This window comes from Azospirillum sp. (genome assembly GCF_035628975.1).
Taxonomy (GTDB): domain Bacteria; phylum Pseudomonadota; class Alphaproteobacteria; order Azospirillales; family Azospirillaceae; genus Azospirillum.
Map to the genome: position 1 here is coordinate 162,412 of NZ_DASPIS010000049.1, position 20,743 is coordinate 183,154.

Annotated in this window: 22 protein-coding genes; 7 read left to right on the top strand and 15 right to left on the bottom strand. The window is 67.7% G+C overall.

All coding sequences use genetic code 11. From position 1 onward, the window contains the following. Positions 1-19 precede the first annotated feature (19 nt). Positions 20-1,900, bottom strand: coding sequence for a nif-specific transcriptional activator NifA (gene nifA, locus VD964_RS11390; RefSeq protein WP_324868637.1), 1,881 nt, complete (start codon positions 1,898-1,900; stop codon positions 20-22). A gap of 367 nt (positions 1,901-2,267) precedes the next feature. Between nifA and VD964_RS11395 the strand changes: the two genes are divergently transcribed. Genes VD964_RS11395 through VD964_RS11405 form a run of 3 tightly spaced genes read left to right on the top strand, consistent with a single transcriptional unit; the run spans position 2,268 to position 4,848 of the window. After that, positions 2,268-2,939: a TetR/AcrR family transcriptional regulator gene (locus VD964_RS11395; protein ID WP_324868639.1), complete on the top strand. Its 672-nt coding sequence runs from the start codon at positions 2,268-2,270 to the stop codon at positions 2,937-2,939. Beyond that, a complete protein-coding gene (locus VD964_RS11400) occupies positions 2,936-3,919 on the top strand; it encodes an HlyD family secretion protein (RefSeq protein ID WP_324868641.1) in 984 nt (327 codons plus the stop codon). The genes VD964_RS11395 and VD964_RS11400 overlap by 4 nt, the downstream gene beginning before the upstream one ends. Next, a complete protein-coding gene (locus tag VD964_RS11405; RefSeq protein ID WP_324868643.1) occupies positions 3,916-4,848 on the top strand; it encodes an ABC transporter ATP-binding protein in 933 nt (310 codons plus the stop codon). The genes VD964_RS11400 and VD964_RS11405 overlap by 4 nt, the downstream gene beginning before the upstream one ends. A 5-nt stretch (positions 4,849-4,853) precedes the next feature. Here VD964_RS11405 and VD964_RS11410 read toward each other — a convergent pair whose 3' ends face one another. After that, positions 4,854-5,222 (bottom strand): hypothetical protein, encoded by a 369-nt coding sequence (locus VD964_RS11410; RefSeq protein WP_310112470.1) that lies wholly within the window; start codon positions 5,220-5,222, stop codon positions 4,854-4,856. 425 nt (positions 5,223-5,647) lie between these two features. Here VD964_RS11410 and VD964_RS11415 point away from each other — a divergent pair, with 425 nt between their 5' ends. Together VD964_RS11415 and VD964_RS11420 are read left to right on the top strand one after the other, a co-directional pair. Beyond that, positions 5,648-5,872, top strand: a complete 225-nt coding sequence (locus tag VD964_RS11415) for a hypothetical protein (protein ID WP_324868646.1) — start codon at positions 5,648-5,650, stop codon at positions 5,870-5,872. 173 nt (positions 5,873-6,045) lie between these two features. After that, positions 6,046-6,270 carry a hypothetical protein gene (locus VD964_RS11420; RefSeq protein ID WP_324868647.1) on the top strand — a complete coding sequence of 75 codons (225 nt, stop codon included), beginning with the start codon at positions 6,046-6,048 and terminating at the stop codon, positions 6,268-6,270. Positions 6,271-6,307: 37 nt separating this feature from the next. On the opposite strand, the gene VD964_RS11425 is transcribed toward VD964_RS11420, so the two are convergent. Together VD964_RS11425 and VD964_RS11430 are read right to left on the bottom strand one after the other, a co-directional pair. Beyond that, positions 6,308-8,365: an ATP-binding protein gene (locus tag VD964_RS11425; protein WP_324868649.1), complete on the bottom strand. Its 2,058-nt coding sequence runs from the start codon at positions 8,363-8,365 to the stop codon at positions 6,308-6,310. A 187-nt stretch (positions 8,366-8,552) separates the two neighbouring features. After that, complete coding sequence (locus VD964_RS11430; protein ID WP_324868651.1) at positions 8,553-9,308, bottom strand: TorD/DmsD family molecular chaperone; 756 nt, start codon at positions 9,306-9,308, stop codon at positions 8,553-8,555. Positions 9,309-9,618: 310 nt separating this feature from the next. Here VD964_RS11430 and VD964_RS11435 point away from each other — a divergent pair, with 310 nt between their 5' ends. Beyond that, positions 9,619-10,008 (top strand): carboxymuconolactone decarboxylase family protein, encoded by a 390-nt coding sequence (locus VD964_RS11435; RefSeq protein ID WP_109157692.1) that lies wholly within the window; start codon positions 9,619-9,621, stop codon positions 10,006-10,008. Positions 10,009-10,015: 7 nt separating this feature from the next. Here VD964_RS11435 and VD964_RS11440 read toward each other — a convergent pair whose 3' ends face one another. Further along, positions 10,016-10,327 carry a hypothetical protein gene (locus VD964_RS11440; protein ID WP_324868655.1) on the bottom strand — a complete coding sequence of 104 codons (312 nt, stop codon included), beginning with the start codon at positions 10,325-10,327 and terminating at the stop codon, positions 10,016-10,018. A 118-nt stretch (positions 10,328-10,445) separates the two neighbouring features. Then, positions 10,446-11,111, bottom strand: coding sequence for a LexA family transcriptional regulator (locus VD964_RS11445; protein WP_324868657.1), 666 nt, complete (start codon positions 11,109-11,111; stop codon positions 10,446-10,448). Positions 11,112-11,204: 93 nt separating this feature from the next. On the opposite strand from VD964_RS11445, the gene VD964_RS11450 reads away from it, so the two are divergent. Continuing rightward, positions 11,205-11,405 (top strand): helix-turn-helix domain-containing protein, encoded by a 201-nt coding sequence (locus tag VD964_RS11450; protein WP_109105773.1) that lies wholly within the window; start codon positions 11,205-11,207, stop codon positions 11,403-11,405. 71 nt (positions 11,406-11,476) lie between these two features. On the opposite strand, the gene VD964_RS11455 is transcribed toward VD964_RS11450, so the two are convergent. The 9 genes from VD964_RS11455 to VD964_RS11495 form a co-directional block, all read right to left on the bottom strand. Next, positions 11,477-12,412 (bottom strand): ribose-phosphate pyrophosphokinase, encoded by a 936-nt coding sequence (locus VD964_RS11455; RefSeq protein WP_014248495.1) that lies wholly within the window; start codon positions 12,410-12,412, stop codon positions 11,477-11,479. 201 nt (positions 12,413-12,613) lie between these two features. After that, positions 12,614-13,381, bottom strand: a complete 768-nt coding sequence (pgeF, locus tag VD964_RS11460; protein WP_324868660.1) for a peptidoglycan editing factor PgeF — start codon at positions 13,379-13,381, stop codon at positions 12,614-12,616. Positions 13,382-13,514: 133 nt separating this feature from the next. Then, complete coding sequence (locus tag VD964_RS11465) at positions 13,515-14,654, bottom strand: class I SAM-dependent methyltransferase (RefSeq protein WP_324868662.1); 1,140 nt, start codon at positions 14,652-14,654, stop codon at positions 13,515-13,517. Positions 14,655-14,658: 4 nt separating this feature from the next. After that, a complete protein-coding gene (gene lgt, locus VD964_RS11470) occupies positions 14,659-15,480 on the bottom strand; it encodes a prolipoprotein diacylglyceryl transferase (RefSeq protein WP_324868664.1) in 822 nt (273 codons plus the stop codon). Positions 15,481-15,491: 11 nt separating this feature from the next. After that, the gene (gene rfaD / locus VD964_RS11475) at positions 15,492-16,478 is read right to left on the bottom strand and encodes an ADP-glyceromanno-heptose 6-epimerase (protein WP_324868666.1); all 987 of its coding nucleotides are present in this window, start codon (positions 16,476-16,478) and stop codon (positions 15,492-15,494) included. Positions 16,479-16,761: 283 nt separating this feature from the next. Beyond that, positions 16,762-18,483: a 2-isopropylmalate synthase gene (gene leuA / locus VD964_RS11480; protein ID WP_324868668.1), complete on the bottom strand. Its 1,722-nt coding sequence runs from the start codon at positions 18,481-18,483 to the stop codon at positions 16,762-16,764. Between the two features lie 400 nt (positions 18,484-18,883). After that, positions 18,884-19,606 carry an LrgB family protein gene (locus VD964_RS11485; RefSeq protein ID WP_149222162.1) on the bottom strand — a complete coding sequence of 241 codons (723 nt, stop codon included), beginning with the start codon at positions 19,604-19,606 and terminating at the stop codon, positions 18,884-18,886. Then, positions 19,603-20,013, bottom strand: a complete 411-nt coding sequence (locus VD964_RS11490) for a CidA/LrgA family protein (RefSeq protein WP_324868671.1) — start codon at positions 20,011-20,013, stop codon at positions 19,603-19,605. Before VD964_RS11490 ends, VD964_RS11485 begins: the two co-directional genes overlap by 4 nt. A gap of 115 nt (positions 20,014-20,128) precedes the next feature. Further along, positions 20,129-20,578 carry a hypothetical protein gene (locus tag VD964_RS11495; protein WP_324868673.1) on the bottom strand — a complete coding sequence of 150 codons (450 nt, stop codon included), beginning with the start codon at positions 20,576-20,578 and terminating at the stop codon, positions 20,129-20,131. Positions 20,579-20,743 lie beyond the last annotated feature (165 nt).

Consider the following 20,743-nt stretch of genomic DNA (forward strand, 5'->3'; position numbering starts at 1 on the left):
CATCCGTCAGGCGAGCGCCTTAGAACCTCTTGATTTCGATGTTGTACTTGCGGAGCGCGTAGCTGACTTGGCGGGTGGTCATGCCCAGCAGGCGGGCGGCCTTGGCCTGCACCCAGCCGGTGCGTTCCATCGCCCACACCAGGCGGTCGCGCAGGGGGCCCGACTCCGGCTCGTCCAGCGGCAGGTCAGGGGCATCGGCAGGCTGCGGTGCCGGGGCGGAGGGAACAGCGGGGGCGGAAGCTGCCGGCTGGGGAATGGGCAGGGGGGCGATGGCGGTCGGCGGCAGCGGCTTGGACGCGCCGCAGACCGGCGCCGGACCGGCGGAACAGCCCGACGCGCAGGCCGGCCACTGCGTTCCGTTGGGCGCCCCGTTCGCCGGCGCCGGCACGGCCGGCGGCATGCCGGCGTTGGCCGGCGGCTGCGGGCGTCCAAAAGCCGGGTTGGCGCCCGACGGGTTGGTCGGGGTGCCGCTCATCGAAGGGGCCAGCCCGCCGACGGCGGCCCCCATGGTGCGGTACTGGAACAGCACCGAAGAGTTGCAGAGATTCATGCTGCAGGACAGGTCGGGCACCCGGATGGTGCCGTTCCGGCATTGGGTCGCCGCGCGCTCGATGCAGTTTTCCAGCTCGCGCACGTTGCCAGGCCAGGTGCAGCGGTTCAGAACCTCCAGCGCGTCACGGTCGATGTCCAGGGTCAGGCCGTTGTCGCGGGCGAATTTGGCGATGAAATGCTTGGCCAGCATGGCGATGTCGCCGCGCCGTTCGCGCAGCGGCGGCAGGTGGATCGTCACCACGTTGATGCGGAAATACAGATCGGCGCGGAACTTGCCGTGGCCGACCGCCTCCTCCAGGTTCAGGTTGGTGGCGCAGATCAGGCGGACGTCGGTCTTGATCGTCTTCGACCCGCCGACCCGCTCGAACTCCTGCTCTTGCAGCACGCGCAGAAGCTTGGCCTGGAAGTTGGAGGAGATGTCGCCGATCTCGTCCAGGAACAGCGTGCCGCCCGAAGCCAGCTCGAACCGGCCCTTGTGGTCCTTCTGGGCGCCGGTGAAGGACCCCTTCTCGTGGCCGAAAAGCTCCGACTCCAGCAGCGATTCGGGCAGGGCGGCGCAGTTGACGCGGATGAAGGGGGCGTCCTTGCGCGGCGACAGGTTGTGGATGGCCCGCGCGATCAGTTCCTTGCCGGTGCCGCTCTCGCCGCGGATCAGCACGGTGGACTTGAAGGGCGCCACCCGGTGCACCTGGGCCAGCACGTCGACCATGTTGGGGCTGGTGCAGACCACGTCGTTGACCGGCGCCACCACCGGCCGCAGCTCCTTCTGGACGCGGAAGGTCTCGCGCATCATGAAGCGCCGCTCCTCCGCCACCGTGCGGTGCAGGCGCACGGTCTGGCCGATGAGGTTGGCGACCATGGTCAGGAAACGGACGTCGGAGCCGAAATGGCCTTTCGGTCCGTCATCGGAAATGCGGTCGATGGTCAGCACGCCGACGACGGTTCCGGCCGCCTTGATCGGAACCCCGACCAGCGACGCCACCTGTTCGTCAAGGTCGTCGCGCCCGCCGGAGCGGTTGTTGAACAGCGGCTCCTCGGCCAGATTGGGGACGACGGCCGGCATGCCGGTCTTCAGAATGCGGCCGCTGATGCCCTCACCCTGGCCATAGTCGATCTCCTGCGCCGTCGAATCCTTCGGCAGTCCAAGCGCCGCGACCAGGCGCAGCGCATTGTCCTCCCCCTGGAGGTAGACGCGGCCACGGTGCATCTGCAGCTGGTAGGACAAGGCCCGCAGCACTTCGCGCAGGGTCTGTTCCAAATCCAGCGACGACCCGAGGATCTTGCTGACCTCGTAGATCGTCAGCAGCTCGAGGCTGGAAGATGACGCGGACTGGGCAGCACTCGGCATGATCGATCCCCTCGCTCGGCTTGGGACCCGGCCACGCGCCGGACGGAATGATCCGGGCATCGCAATGAATCGGGTCCTGGCGTCAGCGCCTTGATCCGTCCCTCCCGAAAACCGCGGCGACCGTTGGTCCGGCCGCGCTGTTCGTGCCCTGTTTTGTTGGTGCCCGGTTCTCGGTGCCCATTCGGCGGACCGGGCTTGGCTGCGGCCCGTTCGCACGCTGCCAGCCGGTGGAAAGTGTCTGTGACTACTCGCCGAAAGGCAAGACCTTTTGCATAGATTCTGTTGCGTTGCACAATGGGCTTAGCCATTGGTGGCATGACGCTTTCATGTTAATAACTGACCAGTCAGTTATGAAGAGGGCTGCGCCATGCCCGACCGCCTTCCCCGCCCTGAACCGGACGCCCCGCCGCGCTGGCGCCGCCGCAAGGATGACCGCCCTCAGGAGATCGTCGCTGCGGCGATGGATGTCTTCGCCGAACGCGGCTTCGCCGCCGCGAGGCTGGAGGAGGTGGCGGCACGCGCCGGCGTCAGCAAGGGGACGCTCTACCTGTACTTCCCCAGCAAGGACGAGCTGTTCAAGGCGGTGATCCGCGCCGCCATCCTGCCCAATCTGGAGCAGGCCGAAGCCATGGCCGCCACCGCTGTGGGACCATGCTTCCCGGTGCTGGAGCGGCTGCTGCGCATGGTGGCGCATCTGGTCGCGACCACGCGTGCGGCCACCATCCCGCGGCTGGTGATCGCGGAGGCCGGCAATTTCCCGGATCTCGCCGCCTTCTACCACCGCGAGGTGATCCGCCGCGGCTTCGGCATGCTGGCTTCGCTGCTGCAGCGGGGGATCGCGAGCGGGGAGTTCCGTCCGGTGGCCGTCGATCACACCGTCCGCCTGATCGTCGCTCCGCTGCTGATGAGCGCGGTCTGGCGCACCTCCTTCGACGGGCTGGACGGCGAACCGCCGCTGGACGTGCCGGCGCTGGTGGAGACGCACATCGACAGCCTGCGCCGGGTGCTGCTGCGGGATGCGGGGGAGACAACGCCATGAGCGGTATCCTGGCCGGCCTCGTGGATGGACTGGCTGCTTTCGCGCTGGCGCTCGGGATTCCCTTCGGTGCCGACGAGCCGCCGCCGCTCGCCCACGGCTATGCCGAGGGGGAGTATCTGCGCATCGCCGCCCCCAGTGCCGGAACCCTGGAAAGCCTGTCGGTGGTCCGCGGCGCACAGGTGGCGGCAGGGGCGCCTCTGTTCGCCATCGACCGTTCCACGGCCAATGCGGAGCGCGACCGGCTTGCCGCGGTGCTGGCCCAGGCGCGGGCTCAGCGTGCCGACCTCGCCACCGGCAAGCGGCCGCAGGAGGTGGCTGTGCTGACCGCACAAAAGGCACGGGCGGAAGCGGCCCTGCGCTATTCCTCCGCCGAACTGGCCCGCCAGCAGGAACTGGTCGCCCGCAAGGTCACCTCTCCCGACAAGCTCGATCAGGCGCGCGCCGCCTATGACCGCGACCGCGGCCAGTTGGCGGAGGCCGACGCGCAGTTGGCGGTCGCCGCATTGCCCGCCCGGCCCGAGCAATTGCGCGCCGCCGACGAGGCGGTGTCCCAGGCGGAAGCGGCGCTGGCCCAGGCGGAACGGCGGCTGGCCGATCTCGCGCCCGCCGCTCCGGTCGCGGCCCTGGTGGACGACACGCTCTACAACCCGGGCGAATGGGTGCCGGCGGGTTCCCCGGTGGTGTCGCTGCTGCCGCCGGAACGGGTGAAGCTGGTGCTGTTCGTTCCGGAAACCGCCATGGCGGCGGTGGCGCCGGGCACGGTGCTGTCGGTGCGCTGCGACGGCTGCCCGCCCGGCCTTTCGGCGCGGGTCACGCGCATCGCCTCCCAGGCGGAATACACCCCGCCGGTGATCTACAGCGTCGGCAGCCGCGAAAAGCTGGTCTTCCGGGTGGAGGCGGTGCCGGGCCGGCCGCTGAATCCGGGGGTGCCGGTCGATGTATGGCCTGCGGATATCGGGCCTGCGGAGAGGCCGCAATGACGGCGGAGGCCCCACCCGCCATCGACGTGCGCGGGCTGGTGAAGCGGTTCGGCTCCAAGACCGTGGTCGACGATGTGTCGATCCGGGTGGAGACCGGGGAGATCTATGGCTTTCTCGGTCCCAACGGGTCGGGCAAGACCACGACGATCCGCCTGTTGTGCGGGCTGCTGACCGCGGACGCGGGGGAGGGGACCTGCCTCGGCCTCGACATCCGGCGGCAGAGTGCGGAGATCAAGCGGCAGGTCGGCTACATGACCCAGAAGTTCAGCTTCTGGGAGGATCTGAGCATCGCCGAGAATCTGGATTTCGTCGCCCGCATGTACGGCCTGCCCGACCGGCGGCGGCGGGTGGCCGAGGCGCTGGACAGGCTTGGGCTGTCCAACCGCCGCACGCAGTTGGCCGGGGAATTGTCGGGCGGCTGGAAACAGCGCCTCGCGCTGGCCGCCTGCATCCTGCACGAGCCGAAGCTTCTGCTTCTCGACGAACCGACCGCCGGCGTCGATCCCAAGGCGCGTCGGGAGTTCTGGGACGAGATCCACCGGCTGGCCGGCGAAGGGCTGACCGTGCTGGTCAGCACCCACTATATGGATGAGGCGGAGCGTTGCCACCGCATCGCTTACATCGCCTACGGCACGATGATGGCCCACGGCACGGTGGAGCAGGTCATCGCCGATTCGGGCCTGCACACCCGTCTGGTCGCGGGCGAAGGCCTGCACCGCATCGCCGAGACGCTGGACGGTGAGCCGGGGGTGGAGATGGTGGCCGTCTTCGGCAGCCGCCTGCATGTCAGCGGGACCGACGCCGTCGCCCTCGACCGGGCGCTCGCCCCCTGGGCCGAACGGCCGGATCTGCGGATCACCGCGACGGACCCGACGTTGGAAGACGTCTTCATCCACCTGATGAACCGCAGCACCGACAACTTCCGCTGAGAAACTTACTCGGTCTGGGCCGAGGTGACGCCGGTGTTCTTGTTCCACTTCAGCGTCAGCTTGGAGATCTGGCACAGGTTCAGCCCGTCCCAAACCGCCGACTCGCCGTCGTCATAGACGACCTTCATGTCCCACTTGCAGGTCTTCTCGGCCTTGGCGAAAGCGACCTCGAAATACTCGCCGTCGTTCAGGACGTCACGGCCGAGGATGTCTTCGTCCCAGCTGTTGTTGTTGTTCTCGGACACATAGACGTGCTTCAGCGGGTAGCCGGTCTTGTTGACGATCGTGAAGTCCTGCTGGCCGGCGAGTGCCGCGCCGTGCATCAGGAACAGCGAGGACGCAACCAGCAGGGCCTTGGCGGCGATGTTCTTCAAGATGATCTCCGTGGGGAAAACAAGTTTGTGTCGAAGTTTGGGCATTGCAATCGAAGGACGTCAACAGTTGAGTTAATCCGAAAGTTAAGTACGAGACTAAACGACTGTTTATTGCCGTTGCGGGAAAGAAACTGTCGGTGCTCCTTGATTGCATTCCGGTAATGACCGTTAACAACCATTCATTGTTTGCGATAAAAATCTTCAGCGTGTCCGCCGCACCGTCGGGTTGGAAGTGCCATAGGGCAGTTTGCGGGTTGCAAGAGGCCAATGGTCGCAAGCGTTTGGCGCGTCGGGAACTTTGTCGCGGCGCACACGATATGGTACATGATGAAAACCGGCATCGGACGCCGGGCAAGATCATGACCAAGTTCTGGACCGCTGCCGGTCCCGCCGGGGCGGTCCCAATCCAGGGGAAGGAACAACGCATGTCGGGATTCAAGGACGCGCCGCCGGATGACCGGTCGGAGATGACTCCGGAGCAGGAAAGCGCCATCCGCATCGTCGCCAACAACCTGCACCGCCTGAACGACGCCGTCGTCAAGGCGGTCGAGGCCGGCGTGACGGTGGAGCTGATGCGCACCGCCCGTTATCACAACGAAGTCGGCAACTGGGGCGACCAGCTCACCCCGGTGATTCGTCCCGGCAAGTGAGCGCATCCGGCCGGTTTGGCCGGATCCTCGGCGAAAAGGCCCCATCCGTCCAGCGGGTGGCGGCCTTTTTTCGTATGCCGATAAAATTCCACCGATGACGGAAGAAAGGGTGGCCGGCAGCGGCGGCGGGTACAAACTTCCTGGGCATTCCGCTATCGATGCGAGGCCCAGCCATGCCGTCACGCGACCCCGATCGGCGCGCAGCAGCAAGCCGTGAACCCACAAACTCCCCCGACGCCGCGAATGACGCCACCCCGACGCCCGGCGACCTGAACGCGATGTGGAAGCTGCACCGCCTGGAACAGCCGACCTTCGACGACTTCACTCGTGGCCTGTGCCTGGGCCTCGTCTGGTGCATGGCGATGTGGACGCCGATGTTCGTCAGCGCCCTGACCTGATCCCGACAGGCGGCAGCCGCCGGATCGGAGCATCGAACTACACTCCGGCCAGGGCCCTGATGCGCATGGCCAGCTGGTCGGGTGTGAAGGGCTTGGCCAGCACCGATGCCGTGTCCGCCCCCATGGTCGCCAGCGATTCCGGGCTGTAGCCGGATGCCAGCAGGACGCGCAGCTGCGGCCAGCGCTCGCGGATGTGCCGTGCCAGGTCGATGCCGGATACGCCGCGGGGCATGACCACGTCCGATACGACCAGATCGAAGTCGCGGTCGGTTTCCAGCAGTTCCAGGGCCGCCACGCCGTCTTCGGCGGTCTCCACGGTGAAGCCCTCCTGGGTCAGCCCTTCCACCGTCGCCATCAGGACCAGGGGATTGTCCTCCACCACCAGGATGCGCAGCGGGCGGTGATCGGCCGCCGGCGCAGCGGGGGCGGGGGCCGGTTCCGGCACCTTCGCCTCGGTCAGCGGCAGGTCGATGCGGACGCGCGTGCCTTCGCCCGGCCGGCTGTCGATGGTGGCATTGCCGCCGGACTGGCGGGCGAAGCCATAGACCATCGACAGGCCGAGCCCGGTGCCCTTGCCGACGCCCTTGGTGGTGAAGAAGGGATCGAAGGCGCGGGCGATCACCTCCGGCGGCATGCCGGTCCCGGTGTCCGACACCTCGATGCGCACGTTGCGCGGCTCCGGTCCGGGCGACGCGGCTATGCGGATCCGTCCGCCGCCGGGCATGGCGTCGCGGGCGTTCAGAACCAGGTTCAGCACCGCCATTTCCAGCTGGACGGAATCGACGGCGACCGTCATCGGCACGGCCGCGATGTCCCATTCCAGCGCGACGTCGGCCCGGACCGACCGTTCCAGCAGGTCGCCCATCCGGCGCAGGCTGTCGCCCAGATCGACCACGGTCGGATTCACCGCGTCCTGGCGCGAGAAGGACAGCAGTTGGCGGGTCAGCTTCTCCGCCCGTTCCAGCGCGGTGTTGGCGCCCGTCAGGAAACGCTGCCCCTCCGGCGGCAGATGGCGGCCCAGCAGGTGCATGTTGGCCATCGCCGCGGTCAGCAGATTGTTGAAGTCGTGGGCGACCCCGCCGGTCAACTGGCCCAGCGCCTCCATCTTCTGGCTCTGGCGCAGGGCCTCCTCCAGCCTCTCGCGATTGCGCACCTCCTCCGCCCAGCGGCGCACCGCCGCATTCTCGGAGGCGGCACGGCTGTAGGCCAGCCAAGCGATCAGCGCGAGCGCCAGTGTGGCCGGGGCGACGAAGGCGCCGTCCAGCGCCATGTTGCGCCACCAGGACCGGGTGATCTGCGACTGGTCCAGCCCATAGACGACATAGACCGGGAAATCGCCGACACGCTTGTAGGCGAACACGCGGGCCAGGCCTTGCACATGGCTGACGTCGGTGCGGAACAACCCTTCGACCGGATTCTTGCGGATTTCGCCGCGCAGGCCGCGGTCGGGCGGCAGGGTGGGGAGCGCGGCCGGCCCTTGCGGCCCTTCCAGCAGCGGGTAGCGCATCAGGATCACGCCGTCGTCGCGGATCAGCGAGATGGATTCGCCTTCGGTGCCGATGACTTGCCGATAGAAGTTGAAGAAATAATCGGGATCGACGATGGCGGCGATGATCCCGTCAAAGCTGCCGTCGGGACCGCCGGGACCGCTGCGGCGCCGGCTGATGCCGAAGGTGGCCTTGCCGGTGGCTGCATCCGCGATCGGTCCGGCGATGAGCAGGCCGGCGTCGCTCTCCCGTTGTTCCCGGAAATCGGCGCGATCTCCGATGTAGCTGTTGCGCGACGGGAAGACGCGGCTGGAGTTGCGCACGGTACCTGTGGAATCGGTCAGTCCGATGGCACCGACCTGATCCAGCTCCCCCACCATGGTCCGCAGATAGCGATGCAGCGACTCTGATTCGCCGATCTCGCGCCAGCTTCGGCCGTGGACGCGCTCGTCCACCCGATCCAGAACCTGCGCCATGGTGTCGAACACCTTCAGCACATGTTCGTGCAAGATCAGCGCGTTCTTGCGGCTGCTCCGTTCGGCCTCGTCCTGGGTCTCCCCCCGCTCGCGCCATCCGATGCCGGCGAACAGCACAAGCGGCAAGGCCACCGACACCGCCAGCAGGAGGCGAAGCAGCCGCAGGGACCCTCTGCGATCGGTCCGGCTTTCGGGGCTGCGAAAGGGCATTGCCATCCAATGTTGGGAAAAGGAGCGGGACGGCCACGGGGGCGCCGCCTCCGCCACCTTGGACGATGCACTGAAGCCGGGGCAACTCCGACTTCCGGCCTGCCCGGCCTTACGATTCGCAGGTGCAGGCGCGCGGGAACCGCCCCTCGGTCCAGCGGCGACGGCGGATGTCGGCCTCGTCCTCGCCGGAACGCGGCATGTTGCAGACGGCGCCCAGCCGGTCGCGCAGATGGTCGAGATGGGCGTTGGTCAGGATAGCGATGCCGGCGAAGAAGGGTTCCCGACAGCGGGTGGCGACCCGGCTGCAGAAATTCGGCACCCAACGCAGCGGATGGCGGTCGAGGAACCGGACCGCGTCGGCGGCCCGGCCGCGGTCGAGCAGGGAGGCCAGCAACGCCAACTCCACCGCGACATGGTCGTCGGGCAGCCGGTCGAACGGCGCGCGGCGAAGCTCCGTCTCCAGCCCGGTCCGCCAGCGCTGGAGCGAGGCGGCGGCCTCGGCCCGGACCCGCTCGTCCATCCACGGACCCTCGGTCGGATAGGCGCGAACATCGCCGCCGTGGTGGATGGCGGTGAAATCGGCGGCCAGGGGGGCGAGACAGCGGCGGGTGATCCGTTCGGGCAGATCGCTCACCACCTCGTCCACCAGGGCGGCGGCCTGCAGGGCGTCGTCGCGGTCGAGCGCCAGCGGGCCGCGGCCGGCAGGGCTCTGGCGCAGTGCCGCCAACAGGGCCGGCGTCGGTTCCTCCGCATGGAAAAAAGCGAGGCGGCGCAGGGCTTCGGCCGAGTCGCGGAGGCCCGCGTCTTCCAGGGGGGTGGCAGGGAAGTTGGCCGCTCCAAGACGCTCGGCCGTTTCAAGAACCATGCTCTCCACGCTGTTCCTCCCGGCAGTCGGGCCTGACCGGGCGTGTGCCGGAACCGGGCCGCATGGGAACGTTGCACGAATGGGCTTCGTGTCTTGTCGGCTTCTTGGCTTGGTGCCGTCGGCCGCCGACCGGCGGCCCGAACGTTTGCGCGATCTTGTTCGTTGTCTTTACTACCAGTGGGGCGATCCACGGTCAACGCGGCCGATGGGCATGAGCGGGATGGCGGCGGGTATAGACCGGCGGTTGCCTTGCGGCGCGATGTCCGGCCATATCGACGGATCCCAATCCCCGTGCAGGAGCCCGGCCGCCATGCCGCTTCCCCTCATCGAACAGGCCGACGCCGCACCGGAGGTGCGCGCCGTCTACGACGACATCAAGGCGACGCGCAACGTTCCGGACGTGAACAATTTCTGGAAGATGATCGCCCACCATCCGCCGACGCTGGCGCGGACCTGGGACAGCCTGAAGGAGGTGATGGCCCCCGGCGCGCTGGATCCGCTGGTGAAGGAGATGATCTTCGTGGCGGTCAGCGTGACCAACAACTGCCAGTACTGCATCCGCTCGCACGAGGCGGCGGCGCGCCGGCTGGGCATGACCGACGCGCAGTTCGGCGAACTGATGGCGGTGGTGGGAATGGCGAACGAAACCAACCGCCTCGCCGTCGGCTATCAGGTGGAGCTGGACGAGCGGCTGAAGTGAAGCGGTGTCAGGCGGCCCGCTTCCGAGGCTGGGCCGTCTCCTCATCCAGGCACTGCCCGACCTGCTGTTTCGGGCGCCGCTCCAGCCGACGGTGCGGCAAGCCGTTGATCAGGTCGCTGCGGACGGTGAAATGGGCGATGCTGCGCCCGTCGCCCAGCTCTTCGCTGGCGATGCGTTCCACCCGCACCTCCACGTCCCAGCCGATCTTCGCCCAGGCTTCACGGATGCGACGGGCCAGCTCGTGGGCGCCGCGCTCGCTGAAGCTGTCGAGCCGCCCGGCGGACGGGCCGGGATGGAAGCGGGGATAAAGCTGGGGCATGGCCGTTTCTCCTTGGCTGAGGCGGCGCACCGGGCATGTCCGGCGGTCCGTGCAGCGAAGGAATAATCCATTATGGATTATAAGAGCCATTGAATACCGATACCGGATCGGTATAGCCTCAGGGCTCCTGCAGACCGACGACGGTGTGCAGGGTGTCGAGGTCCTCCAGCGGAACGGCGAACTCGCGGTCGGCAGGCTGGTATTCGCGCAGCACGACGGTCTCGGGACCACGGCGCACGAACTCCTTCACCAGCACCGCCTTGTTGCGCTTGACCACCACCACCCCGGCCCCCGGTGCCGGCGGCTTGTGCGGGTTGACGTGCAGCAGCTGAGCCGGCCGAAATCGCGGCATCATCGATTCGCCGACGACATACATGGCATAGGGGTCGCGGGCGTTCTTCAGATAGTCAGGACGGGCGATCCAGTCGATCGGCCCGTCCTCCAGGAACATCTCCTGGTCCACCCCGCCGCGCGCCGCGGCCCGTACCGGCATGGATGCGGTCGCCTGGACCTGCTGCTGAGCTCCGACCGGCGGCGTTCGCAGCAGCGCCGGCATCGCGGGCCGTGCCGGGCGCGCCATCACGGGAGCGGCCGGCAGGTCGAGGCCGAGCAGCACCGCCGGCTCCACGCCCAGCGGCTGGGCGAGCTTGACCGCCCAATCGACGGTCATCTTGCGCTGGCCGGTCTCCAGCTTGTTGATCTGGGGCTGGGAGGTGCCGGCCAACTCGGCCAGCTTCTCCTGGCTCAGCCCGGCGGCCTGCCGCAGTTCGCGCATGGTGGTCATGGGCTGTTCATACCAAAACGGCTTTGGAAAGTCCAACGCCACGGAATAAATCCAGTTGCGCGCAGAACCCAGCCTGGTCTAAACCATTGCGGTATGACGCTCGATGACTGGCTCACCCGGACCGCAACCAAGGAAGAGGCCTTCGCCGCCCTGATCGGGACGAGTCAGGCCACGGTCAACCGCTATCGCCATGGCCGCCGGGTTCCCCGTCCCGCGGTGATGGCGCGCATCGCCGCCGCGACCGGCGGGCAGGTGACGGCGAACGACTTCCACGGGCTGGCGGGGGAGGGCTGAGGGCAAAGCGCGCGCAACAAAAAAGGCCCTCTCCCGGCGGGAAAGGGCCTTTTCCGTGAAGCTGCCGCTCTTTACGAGAACAGGCTCGACACCGACCGCTCTTCGCTGATGCGCATGATCGCTTCGGCGAGCAGGGGGGCGATGGTCAGCTGGCGGATGTTGCGTGACACGCGGACCGCCTCGGTCGCCTGGATGCTGTCGGTGGTGACCAGCTGTTCCAGCGGAGAGACGGCGACGCGGGCGACCGCACCGCCGGACAGGACGCCGTGGGTGCAGAAGGCGTGGACCGACTTGGCACCGGCTTCCATCAGCGCGACGGCGGCGTTGCACAGCGTGCCGCCCGAGTCGACGATGTCGTCCAGCAGGATGCAGCGGCGGCCATTGGCGTCGCCGATGATATTCATCACCTCCGACACGCCGGCGCGCTCACGCCGCTTGTCGATGATGGCCAGATCGGCGTCCAGGCGCTTGGCCAGCGCGCGGGCACGGACCACGCCGCCGACGTCCGGCGACACGATGGTGACCTCGCCGATGTTCTCGAAGGACTGGCGGATGTCCTTCTCGAAGACCGGGGCGGCCATCAGGTTGTCGGTGGGGATGTCGAAGAAGCCCTGGATCTGGCCGGCGTGCAGGTCCATCGTCAGCACGCGGTTGGCGCCGGCCTGGGTGATCAGGTTGGCGACCAGCTTGGCCGAGATCGGCGTGCGCGGGCCGGTCTTGCGATCCTGCCGGGCATAGCCGTAATAGGGGATGACCGCCGTGATGCGCCGGGCCGACCCGCGCCGCAGCGCGTCGATCGTCACCAGCAGTTCCATCAGGTTGTCGTTGGCCGGGAACGAGGTCGACTGGACGACGAACACGTCCTCGCCGCGCACGTTCTCCAGGATCTCGACGAACACCTCCATGTCGGAGAAACGGCGCACGCTCGCTTTCGTCAGCGGCACGCCGAGACAGGTGGAGATCGCCTCGGCCAGCGGACGGTTGCTGTTGCCGGCAAGCACCTTCATCGGGGTCGGCTCTCTTTGCAGGGAAACGGCTCAAGGCACGTTCGCCGCTTGCGCGCCGTCGCCCCTTGAAAACGGGGCGGACCATAACAAAGGGGCGTGCCCATGTAAACGTTCGATGACGGTGGTGTCTTTCCCCATTGGGGAATGCCGCCCTGCGCGGGCGGCATGACCGCGGCACGATTGTCCCCCGTTCGGGTCGGTTCAGTTCTGCAGGACGATGGCCGAAAGGCCTCGGCCATAATCCGGCTCACCCCGAAGGCAGGAGCGGCGGTAGCTGAAAAAGCGGTCCTCCTCCACCACCGTATCGTTGGGGCAGCGCTGGATCACCGTGACGCCCGAGTCGCCCAACCGCCGGGTGACGTAGGCGGCCAGATCGAACAGGAAATGGCCCGGCTTGCGGGCGGGGGCGAAATAGTCGCGGTTGCGCGGGTCCTCCTCCTCGAACGGGGCGGGGAATTCCGGCCCCACCTCGTAGGAGCGCTGGGCGATGCAGGGACCGATGCAGGCAACGATCCGGTTCGGCTTGGCGCCCAACTCCACCATGCGGGCGACGGTCGCCTCGATCACCCCGGCCCGGGCGCCCTTCCAGCCGGCATGGGCGGCGCCGATCACGCGGGCCTTGCTGTCGGCGAACAGCACGGGCGCGCAGTCGGCGGTCAGGATGCCCAGCGCGATCCCCGGACTCCGGGTCGCCATGGCGTCGGCCTTGGGCGCCGTCTCCGGCGTCCAAGGTTCGTCCACCACGACGCAGGTCGGGCTGTGGACCTGATGGCAGGTGACGAGGTTTTCAGGCGCCACCTCCATCCGCGCCGCGGCGCGGGCGCGATTCTCGTGCACCGCGGCCGGTGAGTCGTTGGACCCCAGCCCGCAATTCAGCGAGGCGTACAGCCCGGTGGACACCCCGCCGGTGCGGGTGAAAAAGGCGTGGCGGATATGGGTAATGTCGTTCAGCGCGCCGAGTGTGATCACGAACGCCGTCCTTCCCTGTTCTGTGGCTCCCGCTTGCCCAACAGGGCAGGGGGCCGCGATGCACGGTCCGCCCGGTTTGTCTTGATGGCGGGTTTGGTGCTCTTGTCTCTAACCGGTTGTCTGCGCTTGGCCGTCAGAAGCCGGCCGGCGGGGTGTCGTCGGCGAAGGCTCCGGGCGTGGCCAGCGCGACCAGCTTGAACAGCCTGCCCATTTGCGCAGGATCGATCAAGCGGTCCATCGCACTTTGGATATCCCTGGCCTGGGCCGGGGTAGCCTTTGTCATCAGGGAGGATGCCCGTTGGTGGATGCCCAGGCGGGTCAGCCATTCGCCCTGCTCGACCGGGCCGAATGACTGGGCTCCGCCCTCCCGCGCCGCGGCGGCGATGCCGGCGAAATCGACATGCGCCGTCAGGTCGGCCTCGCCCGGCGCCTCCAGCACCGGGGCAAAGGCGTGGCGGCGCAGCGCCTGCAGCGTATCGCCCACCGCCGGCCCCTGGGCATAGCCATAGTCGATCGCCAGGGCGGCACCGGGAGCGGCGGCCAGCCGGGTGCCGATCAGCCGCGCCACCGCCTGCGAGGCGGGAGAGACCTCGACCACGCTGCCGTCGGGCGCGTCGCGGAGCGCATCGGGCACCAGCCGGCTGCCGGAACTGCCGAAGGCCTCCAGAACGAAGCGGAAGCGCGGATCGGACTCGGTGCTGTCCGGCGCCAAATCCACCAACCGCTCGAACCAGCCATGGCTCGTCTTCTGCACCTGACGGATGGGCAGGGCGTCGAAGAATTCATTGGCGATCAGAATGGTCGGGCCGTCCGGCACATCCTCCAGCCGGTCGTGCCACTGGACGGCATCGCCCAGAACGGGCTGCAGCGTCCGGCGCTGGCGCTCGCGCAGGACCGGGCTGGTCTCCACCAGATGGACGATGGCGTTGTCGCGGAACAGCGGCAGCACGGCCGCCGCCCGCAGAATATCGGCCATCAGCGTGCCGCGGCCGGGGCCGAGTTCCACCAGATGGAAGGGGCCGGGGCCGCCCAGCCGTGCCCAGCTGTCGACGCACCACAGCCCGACCAGCTCGCCGAACATCTGGCTGATTTCCGGCGCGGTGGTGAAATCGCCGCCGCTGCCGAACGGGTCCTGGCGGATGTAATAGCCCAGTCGCGGGTGGCCCAGCGCTTCCGCCATGAAGGCGCCGACGCTGATCGGGCCGTCCATCAGGATGCGGCGGCCCAGCAGATGGGCCAGCGTCTCCGTTTCGGCGCTTTCGTCCCCCGCCATGGCGTCAGGCCGGGATGGCGTGGCGCCGGCCGCGCAGGACCAGCCACAGGCCGACCGCGACCATCGGCAGCGACAGCAGCTGTCCCATCGTGGCGCCGGCGAACAGGAAGCCCAGCTGCGGGTCGGGCTCGCGGAAGAACTCCACGATGATGCGCGACAGGCCATAGCCGATCAGGAACAGCCCGCCGACTGTGCCCGGCCGGTGGCGCAGCGCCGGGCTGCGGATGGCGATCGCCAGCAGCACGAACAGCACCGCTCCTTCCAGTGCCGCTTCGTAAAGCTGGCTGGGGTGGCGCGGCACCTGGAGCGGATCGCGCGGGAACACCATGGCATAGGCAAAGTCGGGCGCCGCCCGGCCATAGAGCTCGCCATTGATGAAGTTGGCGATGCGGCCGAAGAACAGTCCGATCGGCGTGCAGGCGGCGATGATGTCGCCGAAGACGAAGGGCGAGATGCCGCGGCGCCAGCAGAACAGCCCGATGGCCATCAGCACGCCGACCATGCCGCCATGGAAGGACATGCCGCCGTGCCACACCTGCAGCGCGTCCAGCGGGTTTTCCAGATAATAGGGCAGGTTGTAGAACAGCACATAGCCCAGCCGCCCGCCCAGGATGGTGCCGATCACCGCCCAGGTCAGGAAGTCGTCGAACTCCTCCGGCTTCGGCCGCCGGTCGGGGTCGAGCCGCGCCAGTCCCAGGCAATAGCGCCAGCCCAGCACGAAGCCCGCCAGATAGGCCAGCGCGTACCAGCGGACGACGACGGGGCCGACGGCGAAGGCGACCGGATCGATGGTGGGAAAGGCGACGACAGGCAGGGCGGCGAACATGGGGGCTCCGGTCAGCGATACGGGTCGGGCTGCGACAGGAAATCCTGCACATAGCGCCGGACACCCTCTTCCAACTCGGTAAAGGGCTGGTCGAACCCGGCGGCGCGCAGGCGATCCGTCGTCGCCTGCGTGAAATATTGGTATTTGCCGCGCAGATGCTCGGGCATGTCGAAGTACTCAATCCGGGGAGGCAGCCCCAGCGCGGCGAAGGTCGCCAGCGCCAGATCCTTGAAGCTGCGCGCCTTGCCGGTGCCGACGTTGAACAGGCCGCTGACCTCGGGATGGTCGTACAGCCACAGCATCACCGCGACGCAATCGTCGACATGGATGAAGTCGCGCAGCTGGCCGCCATCCTCGAAGCCGTCCTTGTGCGACTTGAACAGGCGCGCCGGCTGGCCGGCCGTCAGCTGCGGATGCAGCTTGGCGACCACGCTCATCATGTCGCCCTTGTGGGCCTCGTTGGGGCCGTAGACGTTGAAGAACTTCAGCCCGGCCCATTGCGGCGGCACGAGGTCGCCGGTGGCGACGGCACGGGCGATGCGGCGGTCGACCAGATGCTTGGACCAGCCATAGGCGTTCAGCGGCCGCAGCCGCGCCAGCCCCTCGCAGGACCCGTTATCGTCGAAACCCGCCGACCCGTCGCCATAGGTGGCGGCGGAGGAGGCGTAGATCAGCCGGCAGCCGCGCCACGAACACCAGCGCCAAAGGTCGAGCGTCAGCGCGACGTTGTTGGCGACGATCTTGTCGACGTCCCGCTCGGTGGTGGCGGAGACGGCGCCGAGATGGAAGACGGTGTCGATTTCGGCCGCATGCTGGTCGAGGAAGGCCAGCGTCTGGTCGGGCGGCACCAGCGTCGCGACCTCGCGCTTGGCGAGGTTCTGCCACTTTTCGCCGTCGCGGAAGCGGTCGACGACCGCCACGTCGGTGATGCCGCGGGCAGCCAATGCCGCGACAAGGTTGGACCCGATGAAGCCGGCCCCGCCGGTGACCACGATCATAGCGCTGTCCGCTGTTGCTCGACGCGTTTCGTGGGGACTTATAGGCGGGTGGAGCGGTGGGGGCAAGGTGGTGCCCCCTCCCTCCCGCTCTTGCGAGCGGGTCCCTCCCTCCCCCGCTCTCAGCGGACCTTCGGTCCGCCTGTCGCGTCAGCACAAAGCGGAGCTTTGTGCGAGAGCTATGCGGGAGAGGGTAGGTTAGCGGTTGCGGCGGCAGTTCCCTCTCCCACCGAAGGTGGGGGAGGGTTAGGGAGGGGGCCGCAGCCCCGAACCTAAGTACCGAACCTTACCGCGCCGCCCGATTGGCTGCGCTCACCAGCGCCCGCAAGCTGGCGGTCACGATGTCCGCGTCGATGCCCACGCCGAACAGCGTCTTGTCGCCGGTCTTCACCTCGACATAGGCGCAGGCCTGGGCGTCCTCGCCGGAGCCGATGGCGTGCTCGCGGTAGTCGACCACATGCAGGTCGGTGCCGCAGCCCTGGCGCAGGGCGTCCAGGAAGGCGTCGATCGGGCCGTTGCCCTTGCCCTTGGTGGTGATGATCTCGCCGTTGCGGCGCATCACCACACTCATGGCGCGGGCGCCGGAGTTCGGGCCGCGCGGCTCGGTCGAATGCTCGACCAGTTCCAGCGGCTTGTCGGCGTCCAGATACTCGGCCTGGAAGGCGGCGTGGATGTCGGCGGGCGACAGCTCCTTGCCGCTCTCGTCGGCGACGCGCTGCACGACCTTGGAGAACTCGATCTGCAGGCGGCGCGGGATCTGCAGGCCGTAGTCCTTCTCCAGCACATAGGCGATGCCGCCCTTGCCGGACTGGCTGTTGATGCGGATCACCGCCTCATAGCTGCGGCCCAGATCCTGCGGGTCGATGGGCAGGTACGGGACCTCCCACTTGCCGGTGTTGGACTTGGTCAGCGCCTTCAGCCCCTTGTTGATGGCGTCCTGGTGCGAGCCCGAGAAGGCGGTGAACACCAGCTCGCCGGCATAGGGATGACGCGGATGCACCGGCAGCTGCGTGCAGTATTCGGAAATGCGGACGATCTCGTTGATGTCGTCGATGTTCAGCTCCGGATCGACGCCCTGGGTGAACATGTTCAGCGCCAGCGTGACGACGTCGACGTTGCCGGTGCGCTCGCCGTTGCCGAACAGGGTGCCCTCGACGCGGTCGGCGCCGGCCAGCAGCCCCATCTCCGCCGCGGCGACGCCGGTGCCGCGGTCGTTGTGCGGGTGCAGCGAGATGATCGCCGATTCGCGGTTCTTCAGGGTGCGGCAGAACCACTCGATCTGGTCGGCATGCACGTTGGGCATCGACATCTCGACCGTGGCCGGCAGGTTCAGGATGACCTTGTTGTCGGGCGTGGCCCCCCAGGTCTCCATCACCGCCTCGCAGATCTCCACCGCGAAGTCCAGTTCGGTGCCGGTGAAGCTTTCCGGAGAATATTGCAGGATGATTTCGGTCTCCGGCGTCTCGGCGGCCAGCTGCTTGACCAGCTTGGTGCCGGCGACGGCGATGTCGATGATGCCCTGGCGGTCCAGCCCGAACACGACGCGGCGCTGCAACTCCGAGGTGGAGTTGTACAGGTGGACGACGGCGCGCTTGGCGCCCTTGATGCCATCGAAGGTGCGGCGGATCAGTTCCTCACGCGACTGGGTCAGCACCTGGATGGTGACGCCGTCGGGGATCTTGCCCTCGTCGATCACCTCGCGGCAGAAGTCGAAATCGGTCTGCGACGCGGCGGGGAAACCGACCTCGATCTCCTTGAAGCCCATGCGCAGCAGCAGGTCGAACATCGCGCGCTTGCGGTCCGGCCCCATCGGTTCGATCAGCGCCTGGTTGCCGTCGCGCAGATCGACCGAGCACCACATCGGCGCCTTGTCCAGGGTGCGCGACGGCCATTGGCGGTCGGTCAGCTTCACCTGGGGGAAGGGGGCGTATTTGGACGGGGACTTCGGCAGGGTCGGGATGCCAGCGTTCGTTTGGGTCGCGGTGCTGGTTTGGGTCGCGGTGCTCATGGCGTCGTTCGGCTCCACTGGCGGCCCCGGAGCCCGGTTTTCAATGCGGGCAGGGGCGGCGGATCGGAATTTGAAAGGCGGAGGGACCGGCGAGGGGTACGGCCGCAGAGCCGCCGGACGTGGCTCAGCGACCGTCGGTAAGTCGCAGTCCCGGCCCCGGCCGGGCGACGCCGATACCGGCGCCTTTGCAAACATCGCTCATGGAACTGACACTTCGACCGATGGAAATGGTGTTCGAACGCGACAAACCCGGACGCTTAAAGCGCCGGGCCGAGAAGTCGAAGAAGAGCGTTCTTGCGGTCGATGCAGGTCATAGGCCGCACTCTGCGCAGGTGCGGCAACGCTGTCAAGCCCGGATTGGCGGAAAACGGACTGCGGGAGACGCAAACCATAGCGCCGCTCAGCCCCAGATCAGGTGATACAGGGTCGGCAGCAGCAACGCCGTCGCCAAGCCGTTCAGCCCCATGCCCAGCCCGGCGAAGGCGCCCGCCACCTCGTTGACCTGCAGGGCGCGCGCCGTGCCGATGCCATGCGCCGCCACGCCCATGCCGAAGCCGCGGGCGCGCCAGTCCTTCACCCGCACGAGGTTCAGCACCCAGGTGCCGAGGCTGGCGGCCACGATGCCGGTGATGATGACGAACACGGCGGTCAGCGACGGCAGCCCGCCGATCTGCTCCGACACGCCCATGGCGATGGGCGAGGTGACGGATTTGGGCGCCATCGACAGGATCGTCACCGCCGATCCGCCGAAGGCCCAGACCAGAGCCACCGCGCTCAGCGCCGAAGCCGTCGATCCAACCAGCAGCGCCACCACCAGCGCGAGGGCCGAGCGGCGGACCTCCTGGAATTGGTTGTAGAGCGGAACGGCCAGCGCCACGGTGGCCGGACCCAGCAGGAAATGGACGAACTGCGCACCGTCGAAATAGGTGCGGTAATCGATGCCCGACAGGCTCAGAACGCCGGCGATCAGGACGACCGCGATCAGCACCGGGTTCAGCACCGGGCGCCGGCCCAGCTTTTCGAACAGCCACAACCCGCATTGGTAGGCGACCAGGGTCAGGGTCAGCCCGGCCAGCGGGTTCGCCGACAGATAGACCCAGATCTGGTGAAGGTCGTCGCTCATGCCCGGTCCCCTTCCGCCGATTTTCCGGCCAGCGGTTTCCCTGCCGCCGGTTCTTCCTCCAGCCGCGGGTCGATGCGGCTCAGCAGGAAGGCCATCAGCTTCGCCGTCACGGCGATGCCGAACAGCGTGCTGCCGAACAGCGCAATGATGATCGGCAGCGCTTCCGTCTCCAGGCGGGTGACATGGACCATCACGCCCACCCCGGCCGGCACGAACAGCAGGGACAGGTGCCGCAGCAGCCCGCCGGCCGTTTCCTGCACCGCTGCGGGAACCCCGCCGCGCAGCAGCAGGCCGGCGAACAGCAGGAGCATGCCCAGCACGGGGCCGGGGACCGGCAGGTGCAGCAGGCGGGCGGCCAGCTCGCCCGCCAGTTGGCAGAGCAGCAGAAGCGTCAGGGTTCCGAGCATCGCGGACTCCGGAAGAAGGGGCGCTGTCCGTCCTTCTACCGCAGTGGCGAAGCCGGGGGGCTGCATTCCGCGAATGCGAGCGTCGCGAATCGGCGATGTGGGCTTCGAAGGGTGCTTACTGCAGCTTGCTGCGCGCGTGGTGGCCGCGGCGGACGATGGATCGCGCTTCCACCGTCACTTCCTTCTTGCCGAACAGGCGCAGGAAGATGGCGTTGACGGTGGCGTGGGCGCTGACCGTCAGGGTGCCGGCCGCCGCGTCCTCCGCGATCGTCAGGGGAGACAGGTCCGATCCCAGGAAGCCCCTGGGGAAGGCCTTGTCGAAGAAGCTGCGGATGTGTCCGTCACGCTGCGAGTCGAACATCACCCGCCCGCCGGCCAGTGCCGCGGCATCGACCGCCTGCGCCAGCCGCGCCTCCACCGCATAGCTGCGAAGAGCATCGACGGTACAGCCGGCCCCGAGCACGGTCGGAATGGCAAGGACCAGAGCCACCACCAACAGCAGGTGGCGACCTGTCCGCCGGTCTTCGTGCCCGCCATAGGGCAGGGGACGATAGACCAAAGTCATTGCCGGCCTCCCAAGGAATTGCCTATGCGGAAAGGAGTGTTGTCGCTGGATGACCTACTCTTAGCATCATCCGGCAAGCAGGCAAACCAGGAAATGCAACAGAGCGATAGCAAAAGATCGGTTGGAAGTTGCTATGTATTTTACGCAAAGGCGGTAATCCGAGTT

Excerpts from the sequence above, each read along its gene's own strand:
- nifA (WP_324868637.1), bottom strand. The coding sequence starts at position 1,900 with ATGCCGAGTGCTGCCCAGTCCGCGTCATCTTCCAGCCTCGAGCTGCTG.
- VD964_RS11395 (WP_324868639.1), top strand. The coding sequence starts at position 2,268 with ATGCCCGACCGCCTTCCCCGCCCTGAACCGGACGCCCCGCCGCGCTGG.
- VD964_RS11400 (WP_324868641.1), top strand. The coding sequence starts at position 2,936 with ATGAGCGGTATCCTGGCCGGCCTCGTGGATGGACTGGCTGCTTTCGCG.
- VD964_RS11405 (WP_324868643.1), top strand. The coding sequence starts at position 3,916 with ATGACGGCGGAGGCCCCACCCGCCATCGACGTGCGCGGGCTGGTGAAG.
- VD964_RS11415 (WP_324868646.1), top strand. The coding sequence starts at position 5,648 with ATGTCGGGATTCAAGGACGCGCCGCCGGATGACCGGTCGGAGATGACT.
- VD964_RS11420 (WP_324868647.1), top strand. The coding sequence starts at position 6,046 with ATGCCGTCACGCGACCCCGATCGGCGCGCAGCAGCAAGCCGTGAACCC.
- VD964_RS11430 (WP_324868651.1), bottom strand. The coding sequence starts at position 9,308 with ATGGTTCTTGAAACGGCCGAGCGTCTTGGAGCGGCCAACTTCCCTGCC.
- VD964_RS11435 (WP_109157692.1), top strand. The coding sequence starts at position 9,619 with ATGCCGCTTCCCCTCATCGAACAGGCCGACGCCGCACCGGAGGTGCGC.
- VD964_RS11440 (WP_324868655.1), bottom strand. The coding sequence starts at position 10,327 with ATGCCCCAGCTTTATCCCCGCTTCCATCCCGGCCCGTCCGCCGGGCGG.
- VD964_RS11445 (WP_324868657.1), bottom strand. The coding sequence starts at position 11,111 with ATGACCACCATGCGCGAACTGCGGCAGGCCGCCGGGCTGAGCCAGGAG.
- VD964_RS11450 (WP_109105773.1), top strand. The coding sequence starts at position 11,205 with ATGACGCTCGATGACTGGCTCACCCGGACCGCAACCAAGGAAGAGGCC.
- VD964_RS11455 (WP_014248495.1), bottom strand. The coding sequence starts at position 12,412 with ATGAAGGTGCTTGCCGGCAACAGCAACCGTCCGCTGGCCGAGGCGATC.
- VD964_RS11465 (WP_324868662.1), bottom strand. The coding sequence starts at position 14,654 with ATGGCGGGGGACGAAAGCGCCGAAACGGAGACGCTGGCCCATCTGCTG.
- lgt (WP_324868664.1), bottom strand. The coding sequence starts at position 15,480 with ATGTTCGCCGCCCTGCCTGTCGTCGCCTTTCCCACCATCGATCCGGTC.
- rfaD (WP_324868666.1), bottom strand. The coding sequence starts at position 16,478 with ATGATCGTGGTCACCGGCGGGGCCGGCTTCATCGGGTCCAACCTTGTC.
- leuA (WP_324868668.1), bottom strand. The coding sequence starts at position 18,483 with ATGAGCACCGCGACCCAAACCAGCACCGCGACCCAAACGAACGCTGGC.
- VD964_RS11485 (WP_149222162.1), bottom strand. The coding sequence starts at position 19,606 with ATGAGCGACGACCTTCACCAGATCTGGGTCTATCTGTCGGCGAACCCG.
- VD964_RS11490 (WP_324868671.1), bottom strand. The coding sequence starts at position 20,013 with ATGCTCGGAACCCTGACGCTTCTGCTGCTCTGCCAACTGGCGGGCGAG.
- VD964_RS11495 (WP_324868673.1), bottom strand. The coding sequence starts at position 20,578 with ATGACTTTGGTCTATCGTCCCCTGCCCTATGGCGGGCACGAAGACCGG.